General features: G+C 40.2%; 13 protein-coding genes. 12 read left to right on the plus strand and 1 reads right to left on the minus strand.

Features of this window, described 5'->3' with window-relative positions; all coding sequences use genetic code 11:
- The first annotated feature begins 50 nt into the window (after nt 1-50).
- The 12 genes from ACN9MR_RS05780 (at nt 51) to ACN9MR_RS05835 (ending at nt 21,013) form a co-directional block, all read left to right on the plus strand.
- On the plus strand, nt 51-2,630 hold the full coding sequence (locus ACN9MR_RS05780; RefSeq protein WP_426328655.1) for a glycoside hydrolase family 95 protein: 2,580 nt from the start codon (nt 51-53) through the stop codon (nt 2,628-2,630).
- A gap of 565 nt (nt 2,631-3,195) precedes the next feature.
- Complete coding sequence (locus tag ACN9MR_RS05785) at nt 3,196-6,315, plus strand: SusC/RagA family TonB-linked outer membrane protein (RefSeq protein WP_426328656.1); 3,120 nt, start codon at nt 3,196-3,198, stop codon at nt 6,313-6,315.
- 8 nt (nt 6,316-6,323) lie between these two features.
- Nucleotides 6,324-7,883, plus strand: a complete 1,560-nt coding sequence (locus ACN9MR_RS05790; protein ID WP_426328657.1) for a RagB/SusD family nutrient uptake outer membrane protein — start codon at nt 6,324-6,326, stop codon at nt 7,881-7,883.
- Between the two features lie 57 nt (nt 7,884-7,940).
- Nucleotides 7,941-8,726: a hypothetical protein gene (locus ACN9MR_RS05795; protein ID WP_426328658.1), complete on the plus strand. Its 786-nt coding sequence runs from the start codon at nt 7,941-7,943 to the stop codon at nt 8,724-8,726.
- Nucleotides 8,727-8,849: 123 nt separating this feature from the next.
- On the plus strand, nt 8,850-11,000 hold the full coding sequence (locus tag ACN9MR_RS05800) for a TIM-barrel domain-containing protein (protein ID WP_426328659.1): 2,151 nt from the start codon (nt 8,850-8,852) through the stop codon (nt 10,998-11,000).
- 1 nt (nt 11,001) lies between these two features.
- Nucleotides 11,002-12,168: an alginate lyase family protein gene (locus tag ACN9MR_RS05805; protein WP_426328660.1), complete on the plus strand. Its 1,167-nt coding sequence runs from the start codon at nt 11,002-11,004 to the stop codon at nt 12,166-12,168.
- Nucleotides 12,168-14,030, plus strand: a complete 1,863-nt coding sequence (locus ACN9MR_RS05810) for an alpha-L-fucosidase (RefSeq protein ID WP_426328661.1) — start codon at nt 12,168-12,170, stop codon at nt 14,028-14,030. Before ACN9MR_RS05805 ends, ACN9MR_RS05810 begins: the two co-directional genes overlap by 1 nt.
- Nucleotides 14,031-14,035: 5 nt before the next feature.
- Nucleotides 14,036-15,220, plus strand: a complete 1,185-nt coding sequence (locus tag ACN9MR_RS05815; RefSeq protein WP_426328662.1) for a glycoside hydrolase family 88 protein — start codon at nt 14,036-14,038, stop codon at nt 15,218-15,220.
- Between the two features lie 181 nt (nt 15,221-15,401).
- Entirely contained in the window at nt 15,402-16,697 is a 1,296-nt protein-coding gene (locus ACN9MR_RS05820; RefSeq protein WP_426328663.1) for a polysaccharide lyase 6 family protein, read from the plus strand.
- A 76-nt stretch (nt 16,698-16,773) separates the two neighbouring features.
- Nucleotides 16,774-18,213, plus strand: coding sequence for an alpha-L-fucosidase (locus ACN9MR_RS05825; protein ID WP_426328664.1), 1,440 nt, complete (start codon nt 16,774-16,776; stop codon nt 18,211-18,213).
- Between the two features lie 4 nt (nt 18,214-18,217).
- Nucleotides 18,218-19,750: a DUF4955 domain-containing protein gene (locus tag ACN9MR_RS05830; RefSeq protein ID WP_426328665.1), complete on the plus strand. Its 1,533-nt coding sequence runs from the start codon at nt 18,218-18,220 to the stop codon at nt 19,748-19,750.
- Between the two features lie 135 nt (nt 19,751-19,885).
- Nucleotides 19,886-21,013, plus strand: a complete 1,128-nt coding sequence (locus ACN9MR_RS05835; protein ID WP_426328666.1) for a glycoside hydrolase family 88/105 protein — start codon at nt 19,886-19,888, stop codon at nt 21,011-21,013.
- A gap of 163 nt (nt 21,014-21,176) precedes the next feature.
- Here the strand turns inward: ACN9MR_RS05835 and ACN9MR_RS05840 are convergent, their stop codons facing one another.
- A complete protein-coding gene (locus ACN9MR_RS05840) occupies nt 21,177-22,055 on the minus strand; it encodes an AraC family transcriptional regulator (RefSeq protein WP_426328667.1) in 879 nt (292 codons plus the stop codon).
- Nucleotides 22,056-22,225 lie beyond the last annotated feature (170 nt).

Consider the following 22,225-nt stretch of genomic DNA (forward strand, 5'->3'; position numbering starts at 1 on the left):
CCGGTTTTGACAATTATGAACCCTAACCAAATATTTTATCATATCCTTATATGGAGATCATCAGTAATAAAAGAATTGTTTTAATTTTTAAGTTAGTTGTTTGCTTTACATGCCTTGGTGCTACAAGTGGTAATGCTCAAAAAAATATTTCCAGGCCATTGAAACTTTGGTACGATAAGCCCGCCGGGGTTTGGGAAGAGGCGCTGCCTTTAGGTAATGGAAAAATGGGTGCCATGGTATTCGGAAACGTGCAGCGCGAACGGTTACAGTTAAATGAAAGTACGCTATGGTCTGGTTATCCCGACCCTGGAAATAACCCTTATGGGCCAGGCCTGCTGCCACAGGTAAGGAAAGCAATGTTCGAAGGAGACTACCAGCAGGCAACGTCGCTCTGGAGTAAAATGCAGGGGCCATATTCGGCAAGATATCTTCCAATGGGTGATTTATTTTTAGCATTTGACCACAACAATACCAATTTTACGAATTACTACCGCGAACTTGATCTTGATAATGCGGTATCATTGGTAAAGTATACCGTAAATGGAATAAACTATACCAGACAGACTTATATGAGTTATCCCGATCAGGTACTGGTGATGAAGATAAAGGCCAGCAAGGCAAATTCAATTAGTTTCAGGGCTGGTTTAACAAGCAAACTGAAATATACCATTGCAAGGGCAGATCAACACCAGCTGATTTTGAACGGCAAAGCGCCAAAGTATGTGGCTGCGAGAGATTATGATCCACAACAGGTGGTGTACGATGAAAAAGAGGGAATGAATTTTCAGATCAGGCTGAATGTGGTAAATGTTGGTGGGACCGTGAAAAGTACCTCTTCTGATTTACAGGTAAGCAAGGCAACAGAAATTGTTATCTATTTAACAGGTGCAACAAGCTTTAATGGTTTTAATAAGTCGGCAGGTTTAGCGGGCAAAGATCCTTCAGTACAAACGACCTTAAGTATGAACAAAGCCATTAAAAAAGGCAATTCGCAGATTTATACAGACCATTTAAGTGATTATCAAAACCTTTTTAATCGGGTAAAATTTGAATTGGGAGATCCAGATCCGAAATCGGATCAATTGCCAACGAATGAACGGTTGCTGCATTTTAAGAACAACCCCGTTCCTGATCATAATCTGCTTGCACTCTATTATCATTATGGACGGTACCTGTTAATTTCAAGTTCAAGAAAAGGAGGCCAGGCTACAAACCTGCAAGGCCTTTGGAATGACCTGGTGCAGCCGCCCTGGGGAAGTAACTATACGACGAATATAAATACGCAGATGAATTACTGGTTGGCAGAAAACACCAATCTTACAGAGTGCAATGAACCATTATTTAGCCTGATCAAAAACCTTTCAGTTAATGGGGCAGTAACCGCAAGGGTTAATTACAATATCGACAAGGGGTGGGTAGCGCATCACAATTCTGATATCTGGGCGAAAACCTCACCGGTTGGAGCCTTTGATAAGGAGGAGCGGGAAATGCCCAGAAAAACCGCCTGGCCAATGGCTGGGGCCTGGCTGAGTACGCATCTATTTGAGCATTACTTATATACCAATGATACCTTGTTTTTACAGAAAACAGGGTATCCCTTAATGAAAGGGGCCGCGGAATTTATGTTGGGGTGGCTAATAGAAGATCCTAAAAGCGGTTATCTGGTTACCAATCCTTCCACCTCTCCAGAAAATACAGTTAAAATAAAAGGCAAGGAATATCAATTGAGCATTGCCTCTACGATGGACATGTCAATTATCAGAGAACTTTTTGAGCAGTGTATACAGGCCTCACAGGTATTGAAAAATGACCATGCTTTTGCCGAACAGCTCAAAAAAGCCAAAGCGAGGTTATATCCTTATCAGATTGGGCAATATGGACAGCTACAGGAATGGTTTCAGGACTGGGATGACCCTAAAGACCAACACAGGCACATTTCGCAGCTTTACGGACTTTATCCTGCCCATCAGATCAATGTTTATCAAAACCCTGAACTTTCATCGGCAGCAAAACAGTCTTTATTGCATCGTGGCGATGTCAGTACAGGTTGGTCTATGGCATGGAAAACAAACTGGTGGGCGAGGTTGCAGGATGGCAATCATGCTTATCAGGTGTTGCGCGCTGCGTTAAATTATATCGATCCACTCTTGCCAAAAGCACAGATGAGTGGTGGTGGGGCATACCCAAATCTTTTTGACGCGCACCCTCCCTTTCAGATTGATGGTAATTTTGGAGCTACTGCTGGGATCACAGAGATGTTATTACAGAGCCATTATGGTGAACTGGTTTTGCTTCCTGCATTACCTGATGCATGGCCGTCTGGAAAAATAGAAGGGATTAAGGCAAGAGGAGATTATAATGTAGGAATACAGTGGGCTAATGGTATGCTTAAAACGGCGTCCATTAAAGCAAATAGAACCGGAAAATGCACAATTAGAACATTTACAAAAATTAAGGTTAACAATTCGAATGCAAACCCGCGAACAGATAGTATTGAAAACGTTGTGGAAACACAATATCTTAACCATAGCAAAACAGCCTTGCAGCCACTCAATTTAAAACCAAGTTATCTTTATGAGCTCAACGTTAAAAAAGGAGAGATCTATTTAATCACTTCTGCTGATCATTAAGGTAGTTTATTAGGATACTAACGAGGCCATATGCCTACTTTACATTCGATTTTTAGCGGAGTTTTATGCTAATATTTTAGCGTCCGTTCGGAGACAATAGGCCGATAATCTTTCTTTATAGAATGTTTTTTATGTAACTATATGATTTTCAAATTATTACAGCGTTCTTCGTGTCTGACAATTATGCCCGGTCTGTTTAACAGCTATTTTGACATCATTACTGTACACGGATTTTAAAGATTTTATGCGTGCTCTTACCCCTGTTGATGCACCAGCCCATTCAAGGGGTAATAATTATTGTCATTTCCAGCCGAAAGGTATTTCAGGATGAAAAGGAGTTATTGCCAAAATAGTTGATTAATTCGCCAATTCTTGCATCAACTATTTCCGGTTTTATACCTTAATTGCAGTAACCAAATATAAAACTAAAACGTATGAGTAGCAGAAATTACCCAGGGTTTGAGAACCATTGGCGTTTTTTTACAAGCGATTTGTTAAACGTCAGCAATCGGGCCGTTCGGCCTGTCTCTTCAGTCCACTTTCCATTAACTTTTAATTCAGCGGTATGAAAAGAAAATTTACAAGATTTTTCTCTGCGCATCTCGTTCTGCTGAAAGTAGCAGTATTTGCATGTTTGCTGACTTTGATCAATACTGATGTTTTTGCTCAGGGGCAAACTAAGGTATCAGGAACTGTAAAAGACCGTAGCGGGGCAGCCCTGCCTGGGGTAACGGTTCGGGTAAAAGACCAAACCGGTGGCGTATCTACTGATAATAATGGTAAGTTTACCATTTCGGTAGCCTCCAATGCCATCCTTCAGTTTAACATGATCGGTTATGCAACCATTGAAAGGAGGGTTGGCGACGGAGTAATGAATGTTGTGCTGGAAGACGCTTCAAGTGCTTTAGAAGATGTGGTTGTAATCGGTTTTGGCGGTAAAGTTAAAAGAAGCGACCTAAGTTCTGCGGTTTCTTCTGTATCAGCCAAAGATATCCAGGAGCGGCAGCCGGTAGACCTGTTGAACGCTTTACAGGGGAAAGCATCAGGAGTAACCGTAACTACCGATGGTGGCCCCGGCGGAGAGGGAACAGTTCAGATTAGGGGGGTTACTACCTTAAACGGTGGTGCAGGCCCGCTTTACGTGGTTGATGGCGTAATTACAGACAATGGCAGAAACATCAATCCATTGGATATTGCAGGCATTGAAATCCTGAAAGATGCAGCCTCAGCTTCCATTTATGGTGCACAGGCCGCAAATGGTGTAATTTTGATTACAACAAAAAAAGGTATTGAGGGTAAGCCCAGGGTGGATGTGCAGTATACACATCTGTTTGGTAAGCTGGCACATAAACTTCCACAGAGCAACTCTGAGGAGGTCAGGGCCTTTAGAAGGCTACAGAACGGGGGATTGATCACCGCTGGCTCAAATACAGATTCATTAAACGTTTCTTTTAATTCAGATAATGATCTCCAGGATCTATTGCTGGGCAACACCGGCCAGCGCAACCAGGTAAATGCGAGTTTGGCAGGAGCTTCCAAAACCTTCAATTATTATTCAAGTGTTAATTATATTGACGACAAATCTATTGTGATCAACAGTTTTGCCAAATCACTTCAAACCAGGTTGAATATTTCTTATCAGGCACTGCCAAAACTTAAGTATACCTCCAATTTTTCACTCTATTATCAAACCAAGAATGAAATACCCATCGCGAGAACGGTAAACGTTATTTTTGACAGACCGGCAAACTCACTGATCTATTATCCTGATGGAGCATTAACAAGTTACATTGCCTCAAAGCGGAATCCTGTTGCAAATGCAATGTACGAAATCAATAAAACCGAAACCTATTCGGCACAGATCAACAACCAGCTGGATTTTGATATCACCAAGCATATTAAATGGACTACACTTTTTAACCTGGCTTACGAAAACCCACAGTATACGTTTTTTGCGCCACGTTACGTAAGTCCAAACCGGAACACAAACAATGGCATAAATGAACTAACCAAAAATTTCAGATACGAAGCACAAACCTATTTTAACTATAACCAGAAGTTTAAAGACCACACCCTAAGTGCAACATTAGGTGCAAATGCCATACGTAGAACGCAAAGTGTATTTCATCTGGAGTACCTGAATGCAGCAAGTGAGGAGATCATTGTTACACTGCCAGCTTATCTTACGGGGTCTAAAACCTATACTACTGGTACGGCCAATACCAACCAGGCTATTTTTGCTCGGGTAAATTATGATTATAAGAGTAGGTATTATGCAAGTGCGGTATACCGTAATGATGGTTCTTCGCGTTTTGGCCCGGAGAACAAACGCGGTTCCTTTTATTCGGGATCGATGGCATGGCGTTTTTCAGCAGAAAAATTTATGGACTGGTCTAAATCATTTCTTGATGATGCGAAAATCCGTGCAAGTTATGGCCGGGTTGGTAACGATCAGATCGAGGATTACGGCGCAATTACAAAAGTACAGTTTGAGGGAAATTATAATGGGGTAGGTGGAGCAGCCTATAATACTACGATAGGTAATAGCCTGATCAAATGGGAAACCGGAATCCAGAAAAACCTGGGGCTGGATCTTACTTTCCTAAAAGGTAGATTAAACTTTACCAGCGAACTTTATGAGAAAGAATCGAAAGACCTTTTATATCAGCGTCAGTTGGTAAAAGAAACAGGCTTTTCAACCGTTATCGTTAACCTTGGCTCTATTGTTAATAAAGGGATAGAATTCACCGTTTCCGGTACACCGGTTTCCAAAAAGAATTTTTCGTGGAATATAGACGCTAATATTTATTTCGAAAGAGGCACAATCAAAGAACTGGCAGGCGGTGTTCCGTTTATTGCCGGTAACAAATGGTATGTTCAGGAAGGCGGAAAAATTGGCGATTTTTATGGCTGGAAAAATCTGGGCGTTTACCAATGGAATGAATCAAATGCCTATAACGACAGCTGGGATAAATTGACCGTGGTATTGGGGGCAGATAACAAACCTCTGTATGTGAACGGAAAACCACAGTACACTTTCAACGGACAGCCTTACAGTGGAACGGTTCATAACCTATACGATCCCTCGGGTAAACTTGTTGGCGGCGACACCGAGTGGGCTAATATAAAAAGAGACAGTTTAATAGATGACGGTGACCGCCATGTGATCGGCAATGCCCAGCCTAAGTTTAATATCGGTTTTGGCAATACATTTAACTACAAGAGATTTTCACTGAATGTACTATTTAATGCATCTATAGGTGGAGATATCTACAATACCCTGTTGTATAATGCAAACAATCCATCCAATACCGGTCCTGGTAATCCTGATGTGCTGTACAATTCCTGGCAAAAACCTGGTGATATTGCAAAATATCCCTACTATCCAAACAGGCCTTCCAGGGGGAATTTGAAAGCAAACGGCAATAGTGCCTATCTGGAAAGCCGTTCTTTTATTAGGCTTGCGAGTATGAGGTTTGCCTATAGTATGGATCCGGCGCTTGCAAAACGGGTGTACCTTAAGGGTGTTACAGCATTTATATATGGTACAAATTTATTAACCTGGACAAACTATAAAGGCTACGATCCTGAATTTAGCACGTCTAACCCTTTAACTCCTGGTGATGACACAGGAAAGTACCCTAAAAGAAGGGAACTTGGATTTGGTTTAAACATCAGTTTATAATAAGCGATATGAAAACAATAAAATATACCTGTATTTTTATGCTATTGCTCACTATGGGCAGTTGCAAAAAATATCTTACAGAGGCTCCTGTTTCGCAGGTGTCGAGCGATAAATTCTATAAATCTAAATATGATATTGATGCGGCTATGGCCGGGATGTATTCTGCTTTTCAGCTCACTATGGTGGGCGAATCGCAGTTTAACGACCGTTACCATTATTGGGGCGAATTCAGGGCCGATAATTTCGACCGTTTTCTCTCCTATACCAATACTTATACCACAGAGATCGCATTAAACGCCCTTACCACAGATAATCCATTTGCAGATTGGTCAAGGCTTTATACTGTGATCGCCCGCGCGAACAGTAATATCAAATACATACCTGGCGTACCCGCTTTAGATAATAACGTTACACAGGCAGTTGTTAATGCAAACCTCGCACAGTCTTATGCCATAAGGGCCATAGCTTACTTCTACCTCGTGAGGGTTTGGGGCGATGCACCTGTTTGGTTAGAACCTTACGAAGATAGCCAGGTTGCCGCAGAGCGGGAAAGGATCAAAGCATCTCAAATTCTCGATGATGTAATCATCAAGGATTTAAAAACAGCTTATGACCTAACGGTTAAAAATCAGAATGCATCAGTATATTATATGAATGAAGGTGCCATATGCGCAGCGCTGGCAGATGCCTATATGTGGAAAAAAGACTATACAAATGCCATTCTTTGGATTAACAACCTGTTTAAGGCGAGAAATCCAAAAGGCGCACTTTATACAGGTACATCTGATGCAAACCTGGAACCAACGGCCAGCTGGAAAAGTATATTTACAGCCCCTGCTGCGAGCGTAGAAACCATCTGGTCTATCCACTGGGATTTTACCACAAACAGTTGCGCCTGCATGCAGATATCTTATTCGCCCAATAACAGGCAGATGCAGCTCGATCCGCTTTTGTATGCCAGTTACTTTCTGCCTCAAACCCAACCTGTACATACCAACGATATAAGGCCCAAACAAACACTGGATGTGTATGCTGTCGCTAATCCAACCTTGAACAACCGCGATCGCTTCCTTAAATTTTATCCAAGTCCGTCAAACCCTGTTGGGGCAATACCAACTACAGAATTAAACCTGTATTACAATCAGAATACTCCGGTTTATTTGCCAATGTACAGATTGTCAGATATGTACTTGCTGTATGCCGAGGCGCTCAACGGAAACAACGATTTGCCGAATGCACTTAAATATCTAAATTTTGTGAGAAAAAGGGCAAATGTAGATCAGTACCCGGCAACCGATGTTAAGGTAAATACTAAAGCAGCTATGGAAAATGCAATTCTAGAAGAGCGTCAGTATGAACTCATCGGCGAAGGTAAACGCTGGTTCGACCTGGTAAGAACAAACAAAGTGAAAGAAATTATGGATCCGGTGTTAAAAGACCGGCAGCTTAGAAATGGAAATACAGATATAGCCGGTTTTACCGATGTACGCCGTTATTACTGGCCACTGAGCCGGGCGGTTATGAATGCTAATAAGAAATTGGTACAGAACCCTGGTTATGGTGAATAAAGGTTAATTTTTAATAGTGGGCCTGTCTATCATAGTAGGCCATTAAATAATATGGAAATGAAAGTTTTTAAAAATAAAATATTGGCTTCAATCTTATTGGTTTTGATTGCGATTAGCCAAAGTGGCTGTGGAAAAATGTTCGGTTTAGAACGGCAGAAAGATTACGATTACGTGAAGAAGACGCTCGATCCCAATATCGGTGTGTCGGCCCGTAAGTTTTTGGAAGACAGGGCAACCGGTACAGGTATGGCAAACGATCCGACTGATACTGTTTTTAAATATATGAAACTGGGCTTAGACTATGCAGGCATAGATCTTGCAGAATACGAAAAAAGTGACCGTACCTTTCTTTTTCTACATAACCTTGGGGTTAGGGTACTGCCAACAAAAGTAACCAATGGCGTAACTGTAACAACCAGTAATATACCAACAGCAGGTTTGTGGTTCGATTACCCAATTGTTACCGGTGTTAACCCCACCACAGGCCTACCCATAACCAGGCCTGCAACCAAATGGAGCGATTACCCTAAGGAAGATGTAAAGAACTATTTCTTATATCTGATTGGCCAGGGCAAGTATAATTTCGATAATCTCAATGCCAATAATGTCCCTGTAAAATCAATTCTTCCCGCAAATGCGGTGTTGTCCAAATCATCAATGTTGGGTTATGCCAACAATGGCAAAGGCTTTGACGAAAATGGGATTTTTTATTTGAAGATACTGAATAATAGCGATCAGGCGCCAATTGTACATAACAACAGAACCAATGACCGCAGTGCTGGTTATGTGGCAACCAATGGCATTGTACACGTTTTTGGTGCATCACTGGCCCCTTCATTGTAATCGGTGGATGACCGGGCACAAAATATGTGCCCGGTTTTTATTGCATTTTCTACCATAATCTATATCGCAAAAGAATATACCCAGGAGAGGTTCCGATTGCATGTATTTAGCATCAACATCGCCATGAAATTGATCAGATTGTTACTTTTTACCGTATTGCTATTAAACCTGCATTTTAGTTTAAATGCTCAGGAAATCACCTGGACACCGATAGCGCCTGGTGTATGGAAAGGTGTATTTGGTATTCCCGAACCTTATGATCTTTTAAAAGCTTCGGGTGCTAAACCAAATCAAGAATCTTTAGGTAAATTAGGGGAGGCTACATTTCCCTTTACTAATCAACCGATAATAGCACAGCTTAACGATGGCAAAACTTATTTAAGAATCCCCCTTGATAAAACCGAGCAGTTATATGGCTTCGGACTGAATTTTCAAACCATACACCAGCGGGGAAAGATCTTGGAGCTGCATGTAGATCATTATGGTGGGAAAGATAATGGCAGAACACATGCTCCGGTCCCTTTTTATGTTTCATCTAACGGATATGGCGTTTTTATCAATTCGGCACGATACCTTAAAGTGTGGGCGGGTACTGCAATGAGGAAAGACAGTGAAAATTTCCCCATACCAAAAGATAGAAATTCTGACAAAAGCTGGTCTTCCCGAAACAATGGCGATGAAGTAGAAATTTTAGTCCCGGCAGCAGGCGTAGAAATTTACGTTTTTGCTGGGCCTAAACCGTTGGATGTTGTTAAAAGATATAATTTATTTAACGGCGGCGGATATTTGCCACCACGTTGGGGGCTTGGTTTTACACAAAGGGTGATGACACGCTCAACTGCTGCCGATGTAGAAAAAGAGATAAATAGTTTTGAAGAGAGGGGTTATCCCTTAGATTTTGTAGGCCTGGAGCCTGGCTGGCAAAGTAAAGCGTATCCAGGTACTTTTTCGTGGGATAAGGGCAGGTTCGCCGAACCGGCTGGTTTTGTGAAAAGCATGTTAGCTAAGGGCATCAGGTTAAACCTTTGGATTAACCCTTATGTATCGCCAGATGCACCATTTTATAAAGACATTAGACCGCTAACAGGCTCACATACCGTTTGGCTGGGCGCCGTCCCAGATTTTACTTTACCAAAAGCACAACAGCTTTTTTTTGATCAACTGCAAAAAGACCAGGTAGATATTGGCATAAGCGGCTATAAAATTGATGAAGTTGACGGTTACGATTATTATTTATGGCCAGATGTTGCCACTTTTCCATCTGGGATTAGCGCCGAACAAATGCGTCAAACTTACGGGCTATTAACGCAGCGTTATTCGGCAGAACTGTTTAAAAATAGCAATAAACGCACTTTTGGTTTAGTAAGAGCATCTAACGGGGGAGGAACTTCCTTCCCTTACGTAATTTATAACGATTATTATAACCATGAAGATTTTATTACCGCACTCATTAACAGTGGTTTTGCTGGAGTGTTGTGGACACCCGAGGTGAGGGCTTCTAAAACAGGAGAGGAGTGGCTAAGAAGGTTTCAATCCAATGTTTTTTCGCCTATGGCCATGATCAATGCCTGGGCAAGTGGAACCAAACCCTGGACTTATCCCGATGTGGAAAAACAGGTGAAGGAATATGCTTTATTAAGGATGAGGATGATGCCTTACTGGTATACCGAATTTGCAAAATACCATTTTGAAGGCATACCGCCTTTTAGAGGGATGAATTTAGAGGAAGGATTTAATCAGGATATAAAAGTAGAGAAGCGACCCAATGTTAACCTTGAAGAAAACCCTTATGCAGAAGCTTTTTCCAAGGAGATTAAGGATCAATACATGGCAGGCGAATATTTATTAGTTGCCCCAATGTTTACCGGACAAACCCAACGGAAAGTGATATTGCCAAAAGGTAAATGGTACGATTTTTACACTGGCGCTTTTGCCGGCGATGGACAGGTAATTACGGTTACACCTGGCTTAGATAAAATACCGGTATATGTTAAAGATGGAGGAATTATACCCATGATGCCTGCTTTATTGCATGCACCAAAATCAAACGAAAAAGTAGATTTAGAAATCCGCCATTATGGAGAAAAAGCAGGCGAGTATAATTTATATGATGATGATGGAGAGACTTTTGATTTCGAAAAAGGACAATTGTCGTGGAGAAAAATCAAAGTTAAAAGACAAAATAATGGACAGCTAAAAGGAAGTATTTCTGCACCAGCAAAAGGAAAACCGAATACCATTGGTAAAGTTAGTTTCACATTTATGACTAAATAACATGATGCTAAAAATTAAATATGTGTTGTTTTTATGCTTTGTTTTTGCTTTTCAGGCTAAAGCGGATGATGCCTATACTGCTGATGCGGCTAAAGTGCTGAAAAAGCAGATTTTACAAGAAGCAAAATGGGCATTAGCGCAAGTGCCAATAACAGTTACTGCACAAAATTCGCCACGAAGTGCGGGTGGTAAACACGATTACTTTTCGGAAGGCGATTACTGGTGGCCAGACCCAACCAACCCAAAAGCACCTTATATTCAAAAAGATGGACTAACCAATCCCGATAATTTTGTTGCCCATCGCCATGCGCTAATCCGTTTCAGTAAAATTATTGGAGCCTTGGCATCAGCTTATAAAATTACGGGAGATGAAAAGTATGTTAAACATGCACTTCTACATTTAAAAGCATGGCTTGTAAACGCAGAAACGTTAATGAACCCTAATCTGTTGTTTGCGCAAGCCATACAAGGACGATTTACCGGACGGGGAATTGGCATTATAGACACCATACAATTGATGGAGGTTGCGCAAGGCGTTTTAGTGATGCAACATTCAAAAGCCGCAGATAACGAGGCATTAGCAGCTATTAAAAAATGGTTTGCTGATTATTTAACCTGGTTAACTACACATCAATATGGTAAAGACGAAATGAATGCCGAAAACAATCATGGAACCTGCTGGACCATGCAAGTAGCTTCATTTGCCAAGCTTACCGAAAATAAAGCGCTACTTAATTTTTGTAGAGAACGCTACCAAACGGTGCATTTACCTAACCAAATGGCAGCAGATGGCAGTTTCCCGAGAGAAACTAAACGTACCAAACCTTTTGGCTATTCGCTCTTTAATTTAGATGCGATGGCTACACTTTGCCAAATCTTATCCGATAACGAAACCAATTTATGGGCCTTTCAACTGGCAGATGGGAGAAGTATAAAAAAAGGAATTGAGTATCTCTATCCTTTTGTGAACGACAAATCGCTATGGCCTTTTCAAAAAGATGTAATGCATTGGGAAAACTGGCCGGTTGCCCAACCCTTTTTACTATTTGGCGCAAATGCCTATCAAAATGAAACCTGGTTTAAAACCTGGAAAAAATTAGACCATCAGCCAAGAGATGAAGAGGTAATTAGAAACTTACCCATTAGAAACCCATTAATATGGATGTAATGAAGAAACTATTTATTCTTTTAACCTTATTATTTGGCCATTTTTTTTCATTTGGTCAGGTAACCGGCGATGAGGATAAAGAGATGTTTAATCAGGCAAAAGACCGCGATCAAAAGGCAATTGATGAAGCGGTTAATACCTGGTATACAGCTTCTATGAAAACACATGAGCAGCGTATACAATGGTGGAGAGACGCTAAATTTGGCATGTTTGTACATTGGGGCGTGTATTCTTTGCCTGCCGGCGAATGGAAAGGTAAAAAAGTGAGCGGTTATGCAGAACATTTAATGCGCAAAGAGAAAATATCAAAAAAAGAGTATTTAGAAGTTGCCCACCAGTTTAGCCCTGTTCTTTTTGATGCCGATAAATGGATTTTAGATGCTAAAAAAGCAGGTATGAATTATTTTATCATTACGGCAAAACACCATGATGGCTTTGCCATGTACAATTCAAATGTTTCGGATTTCAATATCATGGCGCAAACTCCATTTAAAAGAGATCCAATGGCTGAATTAGCTGCAGCAGCTAAAAAGCACGGAATGAAGTTTGGCTTTTACTATTCACATGCTTTTGATTGGGAACATCCGGATGCGCCAGGCAATGATTGGGAGTATAAAAACCCAGGCGGAGATTTAGGCTTATATGGCGGTGTAAACTGGTATGTAGCACATCCGGAATTATTGCCAAAGGCAGTAAAATATGTGGATGAAAGAGCAATTCCGCAGATTAAAGAATTGCTTACTAAATACCATCCCGATATTTTATGGTTTGATACGCCACAAAAATTACCGCTTTCAGAAAACATCCGGATTTTAAAAGCCATTAGAGAAACCGATCCAAATGTAGTGGTCAATGGTCGCTTGGTAAGAAGTGCAAGCGCCAATTTTGGCGATTATAAAAATACTGCAGACAGGCCGGCCGAATTTTATCCGGTTGAGGGAGATTGGGAAGCTATTCCAACCACAAACGAATCCTATGGTTATAGCAAATACGATGATTCACATAAGTCATCAGGCTTCTTTATTCAACTTTTAGCTAAAGCGGCCTCTCGCAATGGCAATTTACTCTTAAATATTGGGCCAAAAGGCGATGGTACTTTTGATACTAAAGATTTGCAAATACTAACAGGGATTGAAAAATGGGTAGCCAGAAATTCAGAAAGTATTTACAAAACCCATAAAACAAGCATGCCCTTACAAAGTTGGGGTGTAACTACCCAAAGTGAAAATAAGTTGTATTTACATGTATTTGATTGGCCTAAAGATGGAAAATTATATGTAGGCGGCTTAAAGGCTAAAATGGATAAGGCTTATTTTTTAACTGATATAAAAAAAAACAAGTTATTAACCCAAGCCATTGGTGATGGCGATTTCTATATCAATGTACCCCAAAAAGCACCTGATACTGCAAATACCGTAATTGTTTTGGCCTTAAAGGAACAACTTAAAACCGATAGTTTGCGCTATGTAGCTACAAATAGTGCTGTAACCAGGTTATTGGCTTTTGATGCTGATTTAAGTAAAGGGTTTAAGTTTGGAGATGGAAAAACGGATCGTTTTTATGTAGAAGGCTGGGAGAAAAAGGAACAAGCAGTCAAATGGGATTTTAGAACAACGCTTCCACAAAAATTTAAAATTGTTATCAAATATTTAGCGGGTAAAGACGCTGGAGGAAGTTATAATTTTAAGATTGATCAGCAGGAAATAAAACAAGATGTACTAACCAGCGATAAAGTGATCTCACAAAATATAGGTGAAATACAATTAGCTAAAGGAATACATCACATCAATATAAACCCAGATACCATTTCAAAAAATGAATTAATGAAACTTTTAGAAGTTCAGTTAATTCCTATAAATTAATTACGATGAAACTTAAATACAGTATTGCCACAATTATTTTATTAGCCACACAAACCTGTGTTTTTGCACAAGAAGTAAATGTTAAAAAAGCATTTCAACAGGCGGCTGCCCAAACCAAATTAATGTTGCAGGAAGTAGAAAAAGCTGCCGACCCTGCCAAACCAGAACTAATTTCGCCAAGAACATTAGATAATGGAAAGCTAAAATTGGTGGCGAGCAGAGATTGGACAAGCGGATTTTTTCCGGGTGTACTTTGGTATTTAGACGAGTATTACAAAACCGATGAATGGAAAGCAGAGGCCAGAAAGTTTACCAACTTTATGGAAAAGGAAAAAAACAATGGCACCACCCATGATATGGGCTTTAAAGTTTCTAGTAGCGTAGGTAATGCATTTCGTTTAACCGGAAACGCCCATGATAAAGAGGTGATTATTGAAGCTGCAAAAACCTTGTCAACTCGCTTTAATCCTAAAACAGGCGTGATATTGTCTTGGGATCATAGCAGGGATAAATGGGTAAACCCCGTAATTATTGATAACATGATGAATTTAGAATTGTTATTTGAAGCGACGAAACTAACCGGCGATTCATCTTTCTATAAGATTGCAGTAAGCCATGCCAATACCACCATGAAAAATCATTTTCGCCCCGATTTTAGCTCGTATCATGTAATCGATTACGATCCAAATACGGGTGCAGTGCTGAAAAAGAATACACATCAAGGTTATAGTCATGAATCTGCTTGGGCTCGCGGACAAGCATGGGGTTTATATGGTTATACGATGTGCTATCGTTACACTAAAAATCCAGTTTACTTAAAACAGGCAGAAGATATTGCAAAATTTATCTTCGATCATCCAAATATGCCGAAAGATTTAGTGCCTTATTGGGATTTTAATGCACCTAAAATTCCGAACGAGCCAAGAGATGCATCAGCCGCTGCTGTTATGGCTTCAGGCTTATATGAATTAAGCAAATACAGCAATCAAGGCAAGGATTATTATAAAAAAGCAAACCAGATTTTAAAAAGTTTAAGCACAAACTATATTGCGCCGATTGGGACGACTAAAGGCTTTATTTTGCTGCACAGTACAGGCTCAAAACCATCAAATAGCGAGGTAGATGTACCACTAAATTATGCCGATTACTATTATTTAGAAGCTTTATTAAGATATAAAAATAGTTTATAACAAAGACGTATTAGACATGCTGCCATTGCTTTATATCTACTCCATGACAGACCCGTTTTATGAAAAGCCTACAATTAACGTCATGCTGAATCTGTCATTTAATCCTCAGCGGGCACAGATTTTACTGCTCGCAATGACAATAATAGCAAATAAAAAAAATAACCAAATTAAACCAGATACGATGAACCTGAAAATCTATTTAACAAGCCTGCTAATAGCTTGTACAATTTCCGGATTTACAAAAGACTATAAAATAAGCTCAGCGGATGAACTGACTGCTTTAAAATTACTGCCAGGGGATAAAGTAATACTTAAAAACGGAGAATGGAAAAATCAACAACTCGTTTTTAAAGGTAACGGAACCCTTAAAAAGCCTATCTCTTTAATTGCAGATATTGGCGGACAAGTTTTCCTTACGGGAACATCATCACTAAAATTTGAAGGTGCCTGTTTAGTTGCGGATGGTTTATCTTTTAAAGATGGTTTTACAAAGGGCGAGGATGTAATTACATTTTCCGAAAAATCGGTCAATTGCCGTTTAACAAATTCTTCAGTTGTGGGTTATAATCCACCTGATAAGGCTAAAGAGTATACATTTACTTCCCTTTACGGCAACCGTAACCGGGTAGATCATTGTTATTTTGAAGGTAAAACTAATCGGGGTCCAACTCTTGTGGTGTGGCTATCCGATAAACCAAATTACCACCAGATTGACCATAATTATTTTGGCCCTCGGCCGGATATCGGTGGAAATGGTGGAGAAACCATTCGGATTGGTACCAGCACCTGGTCGTTTTATGATTCATTTACAAAAGTTGATGCCAATATTTTTGCCCATTGCGATGGTGAAACCGAGATTGTGTCTGTAAAATCTTGTAAAAACACCATCTCTAATAATTTATTTTTCGAAAGCGTTGGTACGTTAACCTTGCGCCATGGAAATAATAATGAAGTATTTGGAAATGTTTTTATCGGAAATAAAATTGCGAATACCGGTGGTATCCGTGTTATTGGTGAAAACCACAAAGTACATCATAATTATCTGCAGGGATTAACTGGTACCGGTTTAAGAGCTGCCATTTCGGTGATGGATGGGCTGCCTAATCCAATTTTGGTAAGCCATTGGCAGGTAAAAAATGCGGAGATTACAGCCAATACCATTGTTGATTGTAAAGAGGCTTTTTCAATAGGTGCTGGGAAAAATGCCGATCGAATATTAGCTCCGCAAAAAGTAGTCATTACCGATAATCTGGTAAAAGCAGATACCAACCCGGTAAGTTGGGTAGATAAAGCAGCTGATGTAACTTTTAGCGGAAATATGCTGGATGCAAAATCGGCCCCACAGGATCTTGAAAAAGGTTTTAGCCTGCTTGATGCAAAAGGCAGTGTAGCCCCAAGCCTAGATAAATCAATATTAAAGGCAAAGAATATTGGCCCAAACTGGTTTAAACCGGTGCAAGCAATGGTTGTAAAATAAACCAAATTAATAATGCTAGTTTGGTTATTTTATTTTAAAAACAAAGGTTTATAATTTCATTTCTTAATAAAATAGTATGATAAAGAAAATCAGCTTCTTGCTTTTGATATTTGCGTTTTCTGCCCCTATTGCCAAATCTCAGCAGGCATTATCAAAAGACAAAAAAATGGAGTGGTGGCGTGAGGCCCGTTTTGGAATGTTCATCCATTTTGGGGTGTATGCCCAGTTGGCAGGAGAATATAATGGACATCAGCAAACCCGTGGCGGTGCCGAATGGATTATGAACAGGATGAAAGTACCGGTTGCGGAATACAAAGCATTAGCGGAACAATTCAATCCTGTAAAATTTAATGCTGATGAATGGGTGAGGATGGCCAAAGATGCCGGAATGAAGTATTTGGTGATTACAGCTAAACACCATGATGGTTTTGCTTTATTTGATTCGAAAGCAAGCGATTGGGATATTGTAGATGCCACGCCTTATAAAAAGGATTTATTAAAACCATTGGCTGCGGCATGTAAAAAGTATGGCATCAAATTGGGTTTTTATTATTCGCAAGCCCAAGATTGGGGAAACCCAGGCGGTGCCGCTGCGAGAAAGGGAGTGGCCGAAGGTTGGCCAAATCCGGATAGTACCCAAATTAACAACTATACCTTAGCCCATAAAGGACATTGGGACCCGGCACAAGAAACTTCAACTTTTGCACAATATATAGATCGGGTTGCAGTACCACAGGTAAAAGAACTGATGACTAATTATGGTGATGTTGCAGTATTATGGTGGGATACACCCACTAACATGACCGACGATGCAGCCCTGAAATTACAAACACAGTTAAAATTACAGCCCAATATTATCACTAACGACAGGTTAAAACGCCCTAATTTTCCTGGCGATACCAAAACCCCAGAGCAAAAAATTCCTAATCTGAGTGAATTGGATGGGCAGGATTGGGAAACCTGTATGACGATGAACGGAACATGGGGCTTTAGAAACTCGGATACCAACTGGAAATCATCAGCCACTTTAATTCGTAATTTGGTTGACATTGCCTCAAAAGGAGGGAATTATTTATTAAACGTTGGTCCAAAACCTGATGGCTCTTTTCCGGAAGCAAGTGTAGAACGTTTAAAAGATTTAGGTGCCTGGATGAAAATTTATAGCGAAGCCATATACGCAACTCAGGCAAGCCCTATTCCGGCTCAAACCTGGGGCAGGGTAACCCGAAAAGACCTTAAAAATGGAAATACTACCTTATATTTTTCTGTTTTTGATTGGCCAAAAAATGGAGAATTGGTAGTGAAAGGCCTAAAAAATGAAATGGTTTCTGCGCAGTTATTAAACAGCAAAAATAAAGTAAGCTGGATCAAAGCGGCCGATGAAATGATCTTTAAACTTCCAATATCGGCTCCAAATGAAGTAGCGAGTGTAATTAAGGTGGAGGTGAAAGGCAAAATGCAAACCTGGTTTGGCGAATTGGGTAAAGAGAAAATGAAAACCGGATCAATAGATTAATTATATGATGAGGATTTTAAGCTGTTTAATTTTATCTGTTGTATGTTTTATGCCTGCAAAGGCGCAAAAAGTAACACCACTTTGGCAAGATTTTATAACTGCCAAAGCACAAGGCAAAACACCAGTTTTACCCGATTTTTCGTATGCAGGCTATCATTTTTCTGAAAAAGAAATCCCATCCCTTTCAGGTAAACAGGTATTTAATGTAGTCGATTTTGGTGCTAAACCCAATGATAATCTGTATGATGACGATGCTATTCAAAAAACGATAGATGCTGCTGAAAAAAATGTGGATGGCGGCGTGGTTTTCTTCCCGGCAGGTAAATTTTTATTGGCAAAAGATAATGATAGTACCAAGCAGGTTAGAATTTCTAAGAGCAATATTGTTTTAAAAGGAAGTGGTAGCGGACTAGGCGGGACAGAAATTTATCAGGATAAAATGAGAATTAATGGCAGGCAAATTTTGTTTAAACCTGCCGGGAATGCTCAAAATAGATTAACAACAATTACTAAAAATGCAGAACGTGAAAGCTTTTGGCTAGAAGTGGAAAATACTGCCCGGCTAAAAATAGGAATGGATGTTGTTTTAAAGCACAGGAGTGAAGAATTCACCAGGTTGTACTTCTCACCACTGGTACTAAAACCGCAATGGACAAGGTTATTCGGTAAAGATGGTGGAATGTTGATCAATGAGATTCATACTATCGAAAAAATCGAGGGGAACAGGGTGAAATTTAAAAATCCGATCCATTTTGACCTTATTTTAGTAAAGAGTGCTCCTTTCGAGCTTTTAAATTATAATTCGATTGGAGAATGCGGTATAGAAGATATCAGATTTACCAGTAACTGGAAAACTTACCCTGAAGCGTTTGTTCACCACAAAAATGCGATACACGATTATGCATATGAAGCGGTAGGTATGGAGTATGTGAAAAATAGCTGGGTACGGAACTGCGAGTTCCAAGATTGGAATGAAGGTTTATTCATCCGTTCAGGCTATCAGGTTAGTGTACTGAACGTAAATTTTACAGGTAAGAAAGGTCACGCTTCTGTTCATGCCCGTACCGGTTACGGCGTTTTAATCAAAAATTGCAATTTCAATGATGCGCAGCATCATGGTGCAGGAACAGGTTATAGTGCTGTAAATACAGTAATTACACAATGTACTTTAGGTACAGACCAAAATATCGATATCCATTCTGGACAACCTTTTGCAACTTTGTATGATGATATTCAGGGCGGGGTTTTTTACAACCTGGGAGGCCCTGAGCCTGGTCATCCGCATCATGCTAAATATTTGGTATTATGGAATTTTAGGCATCAGTCTGCAAAAGAGCAGCACTATAATTTTTGGGATTTGGTTAGAAGGCGTAATTATTCGATTGCACTACCTTTTTTGGTGGGCTTCCAATCTAATCAGAAAGTTACTTTTGAAAATGTGGGAATCAATGAATCCCAAGGAGATGAAGTATTGCCCCGATCTTTGTTCGAAGCACAACTTCAATTGCGATTAACAGGAAAGAATATTGCTAAATAACTGTGTTTTAAGTTGTTTCTTATGGGCCATAAAAACAAATATCTGAAGCAAAGGTTGCCGCCGGATATTCAATTTGGGAAAAAGTAAACCATTGGATGCTGTTTCTAGCTTTAACTGATTTGAAATATATACACAATGAAAAAAAATATTATCGTAATCTTAGGATTGCTATTTGGCTTCCCTTTTATAAGTTTTTCTCAATCTGCTGATTTAAAAAAATGGCCCAAAGGCGTTTCACCAGAGGAAATAGGCACTAAAGTCGCTATCAGGTTCATAGCCACTCCGCACACCAATTTTAACAGACCAAGCCCACCAAGGGTAATTACATATGCAGAAAGCTGTGCCTGGTACGGTGCACTAAAGTTCGCCAAGGCATCGGCTAACCGCAACCTGAAAAATGAGCTGATCAAAAGGTTCGAACCTATGTTCGCCCAGGAAGCTGGCATGATCCCGCCGGTAACCAATGTGGATTATGCGGTTTTTGGATCCGTACCACTTCAGCTTTTTATACAAACAGGCGATAAAAAATATAAAGAAATGGGGCAAACCATTGCTGATAAACAATGGGCTATGCCAGATTCTGGCGTAAAAGTTAGCCCGGTCCAACTAGCAGCCTTTAAAAATGGTTATTCGTGGCACACCCGGATGTGGATAGACGATATGTTTATGATTACGGCACTACAGGCGCAAGCTTACCGGGCTACGAAGGATGAAAAATATATCAATAGGGCGGCTAAGGAAATGGTAATGTACCTGGATTCACTTCAGAAACCAAATGGTTTATTTTATCATGCGCCGGATGTTCCTTTCTTTTGGGGGCGGGGTAATGGATGGATGGCGGCGGGCATGGCCGAAATATTAAGCTCCCTGCCTGCAAACAATCCTAATCGCCCACGAATTATGAAGGGTTATGAAACCATGATGAGGTCTTTGTTGTCCTACCAGGCGCCATCAGGCATGTGGAGGCAATTGATAGACGAGCCTACATCGTGGGAGGAGAGCTCATCAACAGGAATGTTTGCTTATGCCTTGGTGGTAGGTGTGAAAAAAGGTTGGCTAGAGAAAGAAAAGTATGCTCCAGCGGTAAGAAAAGCCTGGCTAGCGCTTGTATCTCGCCTGGACGAAAATGCCGATGTAAAGGATGTGTGCGAAGGCACCAATAAGAAAAACGATAAACAATATTACATCGACCGTAAAAGGATAGTAGGCGATCTGCATGGGCAGGCACCGATTCTGTGGACTGCTGCAGCCTTGATAGATTAATAGTTTTAATCCTGCACAGTCAGGGTTTATTTTTTGAATTAAAGATGCCGTTTAGTAGGTGCCTGATGAATCAGTTTGCCTTACATACAATTTTCTTCGGGAAGGGGTACACCATTTCCCGAAGAAAATAAAGAATCTGCAGATCGTGATGATGGCAAGCCAGTTAATTGGTGCGTTGTGAAATAAATTCCCGCTGATAACTTAACGGACTTTTTCCAGTAGTGATTTTGAAATATTTATGAAAACTGGCCATGTTATTAAATCCACTTTCATAGCACAGTTGTTTAATGTTGAGTTTGTTCTCAATCAATAATCTGCAAGCATGCCCAACCTTTATTTCGGTCAAAAACCGAGAGTATGTTTTGCCGGTTTTAGATTTAAAATACCTGCAGAATGAATTTGGACTAATTACAGCCACATTTGCAATTTCTTCCAGGTGTATTTTCCTCCTGAAATTTTCAAGTGTGAAATTGTATATCGCATTGATCTTTATATTTGCGGTCTCGTCATAATCCTGCTTAAAGCCGATAGATGAAAGTTTAACAGTATTGGTGCAGTTGGCAATCAGGTTAAGCGCTTCCATTAGCAGGATGATACGGGCCGAGCCGTCTGATACCAGCATTTTTTCCAGCAGGTCTGCTACTTTTGCCTTAATTTTGCCGTTCACCTGTAGGCCCCTTCTGCTGCTTTCGAGCAATGATTTAATGGCTTTGTTTTCTGGTAGGTTAAGAAATTGGTCTCCCCAGAAGTTCTCGCTGAAATGTGCCACGCGGACGTCGGCACGTGCTTTCGACTGGTCTTTGAAATAACTGTCGTCAAATCTCCAGTAATGAGCCAAATGAGGCCCTACCAGTACAATATCTCCTGATCTAAAACTTTTAATATTGTCGCCAATAAATTGCGTTCCTACGCCTTTTTTAAGATGGATGAGCTCAATTTCCGGATGATAGTGCCATTTGTTGTTCATGTGAGGAATCAGGTCTCTTCTTACACTAAAAGATTGTGTAGGCGCTGTCGAAACTTTTAATAGTTGCGGTTTCATATATCTGGTTAGTTTTATAGTTAGTCAATTAATATACTATAAAATTATGTATCGTTTTACGTTTGTGCCAATATCGTTGAGTCATTGGGTAATATTTTCCTACTAGGAGATCTTATTCCTTTGTTCGTAAGAATAAAGGCCTAAATCTCATCAGGAATAGCGTTTTATCC

It is taken from the genome of Pedobacter sp. R-06, from assembly GCF_049913135.1.
In the GTDB taxonomy this organism is placed as follows: domain Bacteria; phylum Bacteroidota; class Bacteroidia; order Sphingobacteriales; family Sphingobacteriaceae; genus Pedobacter.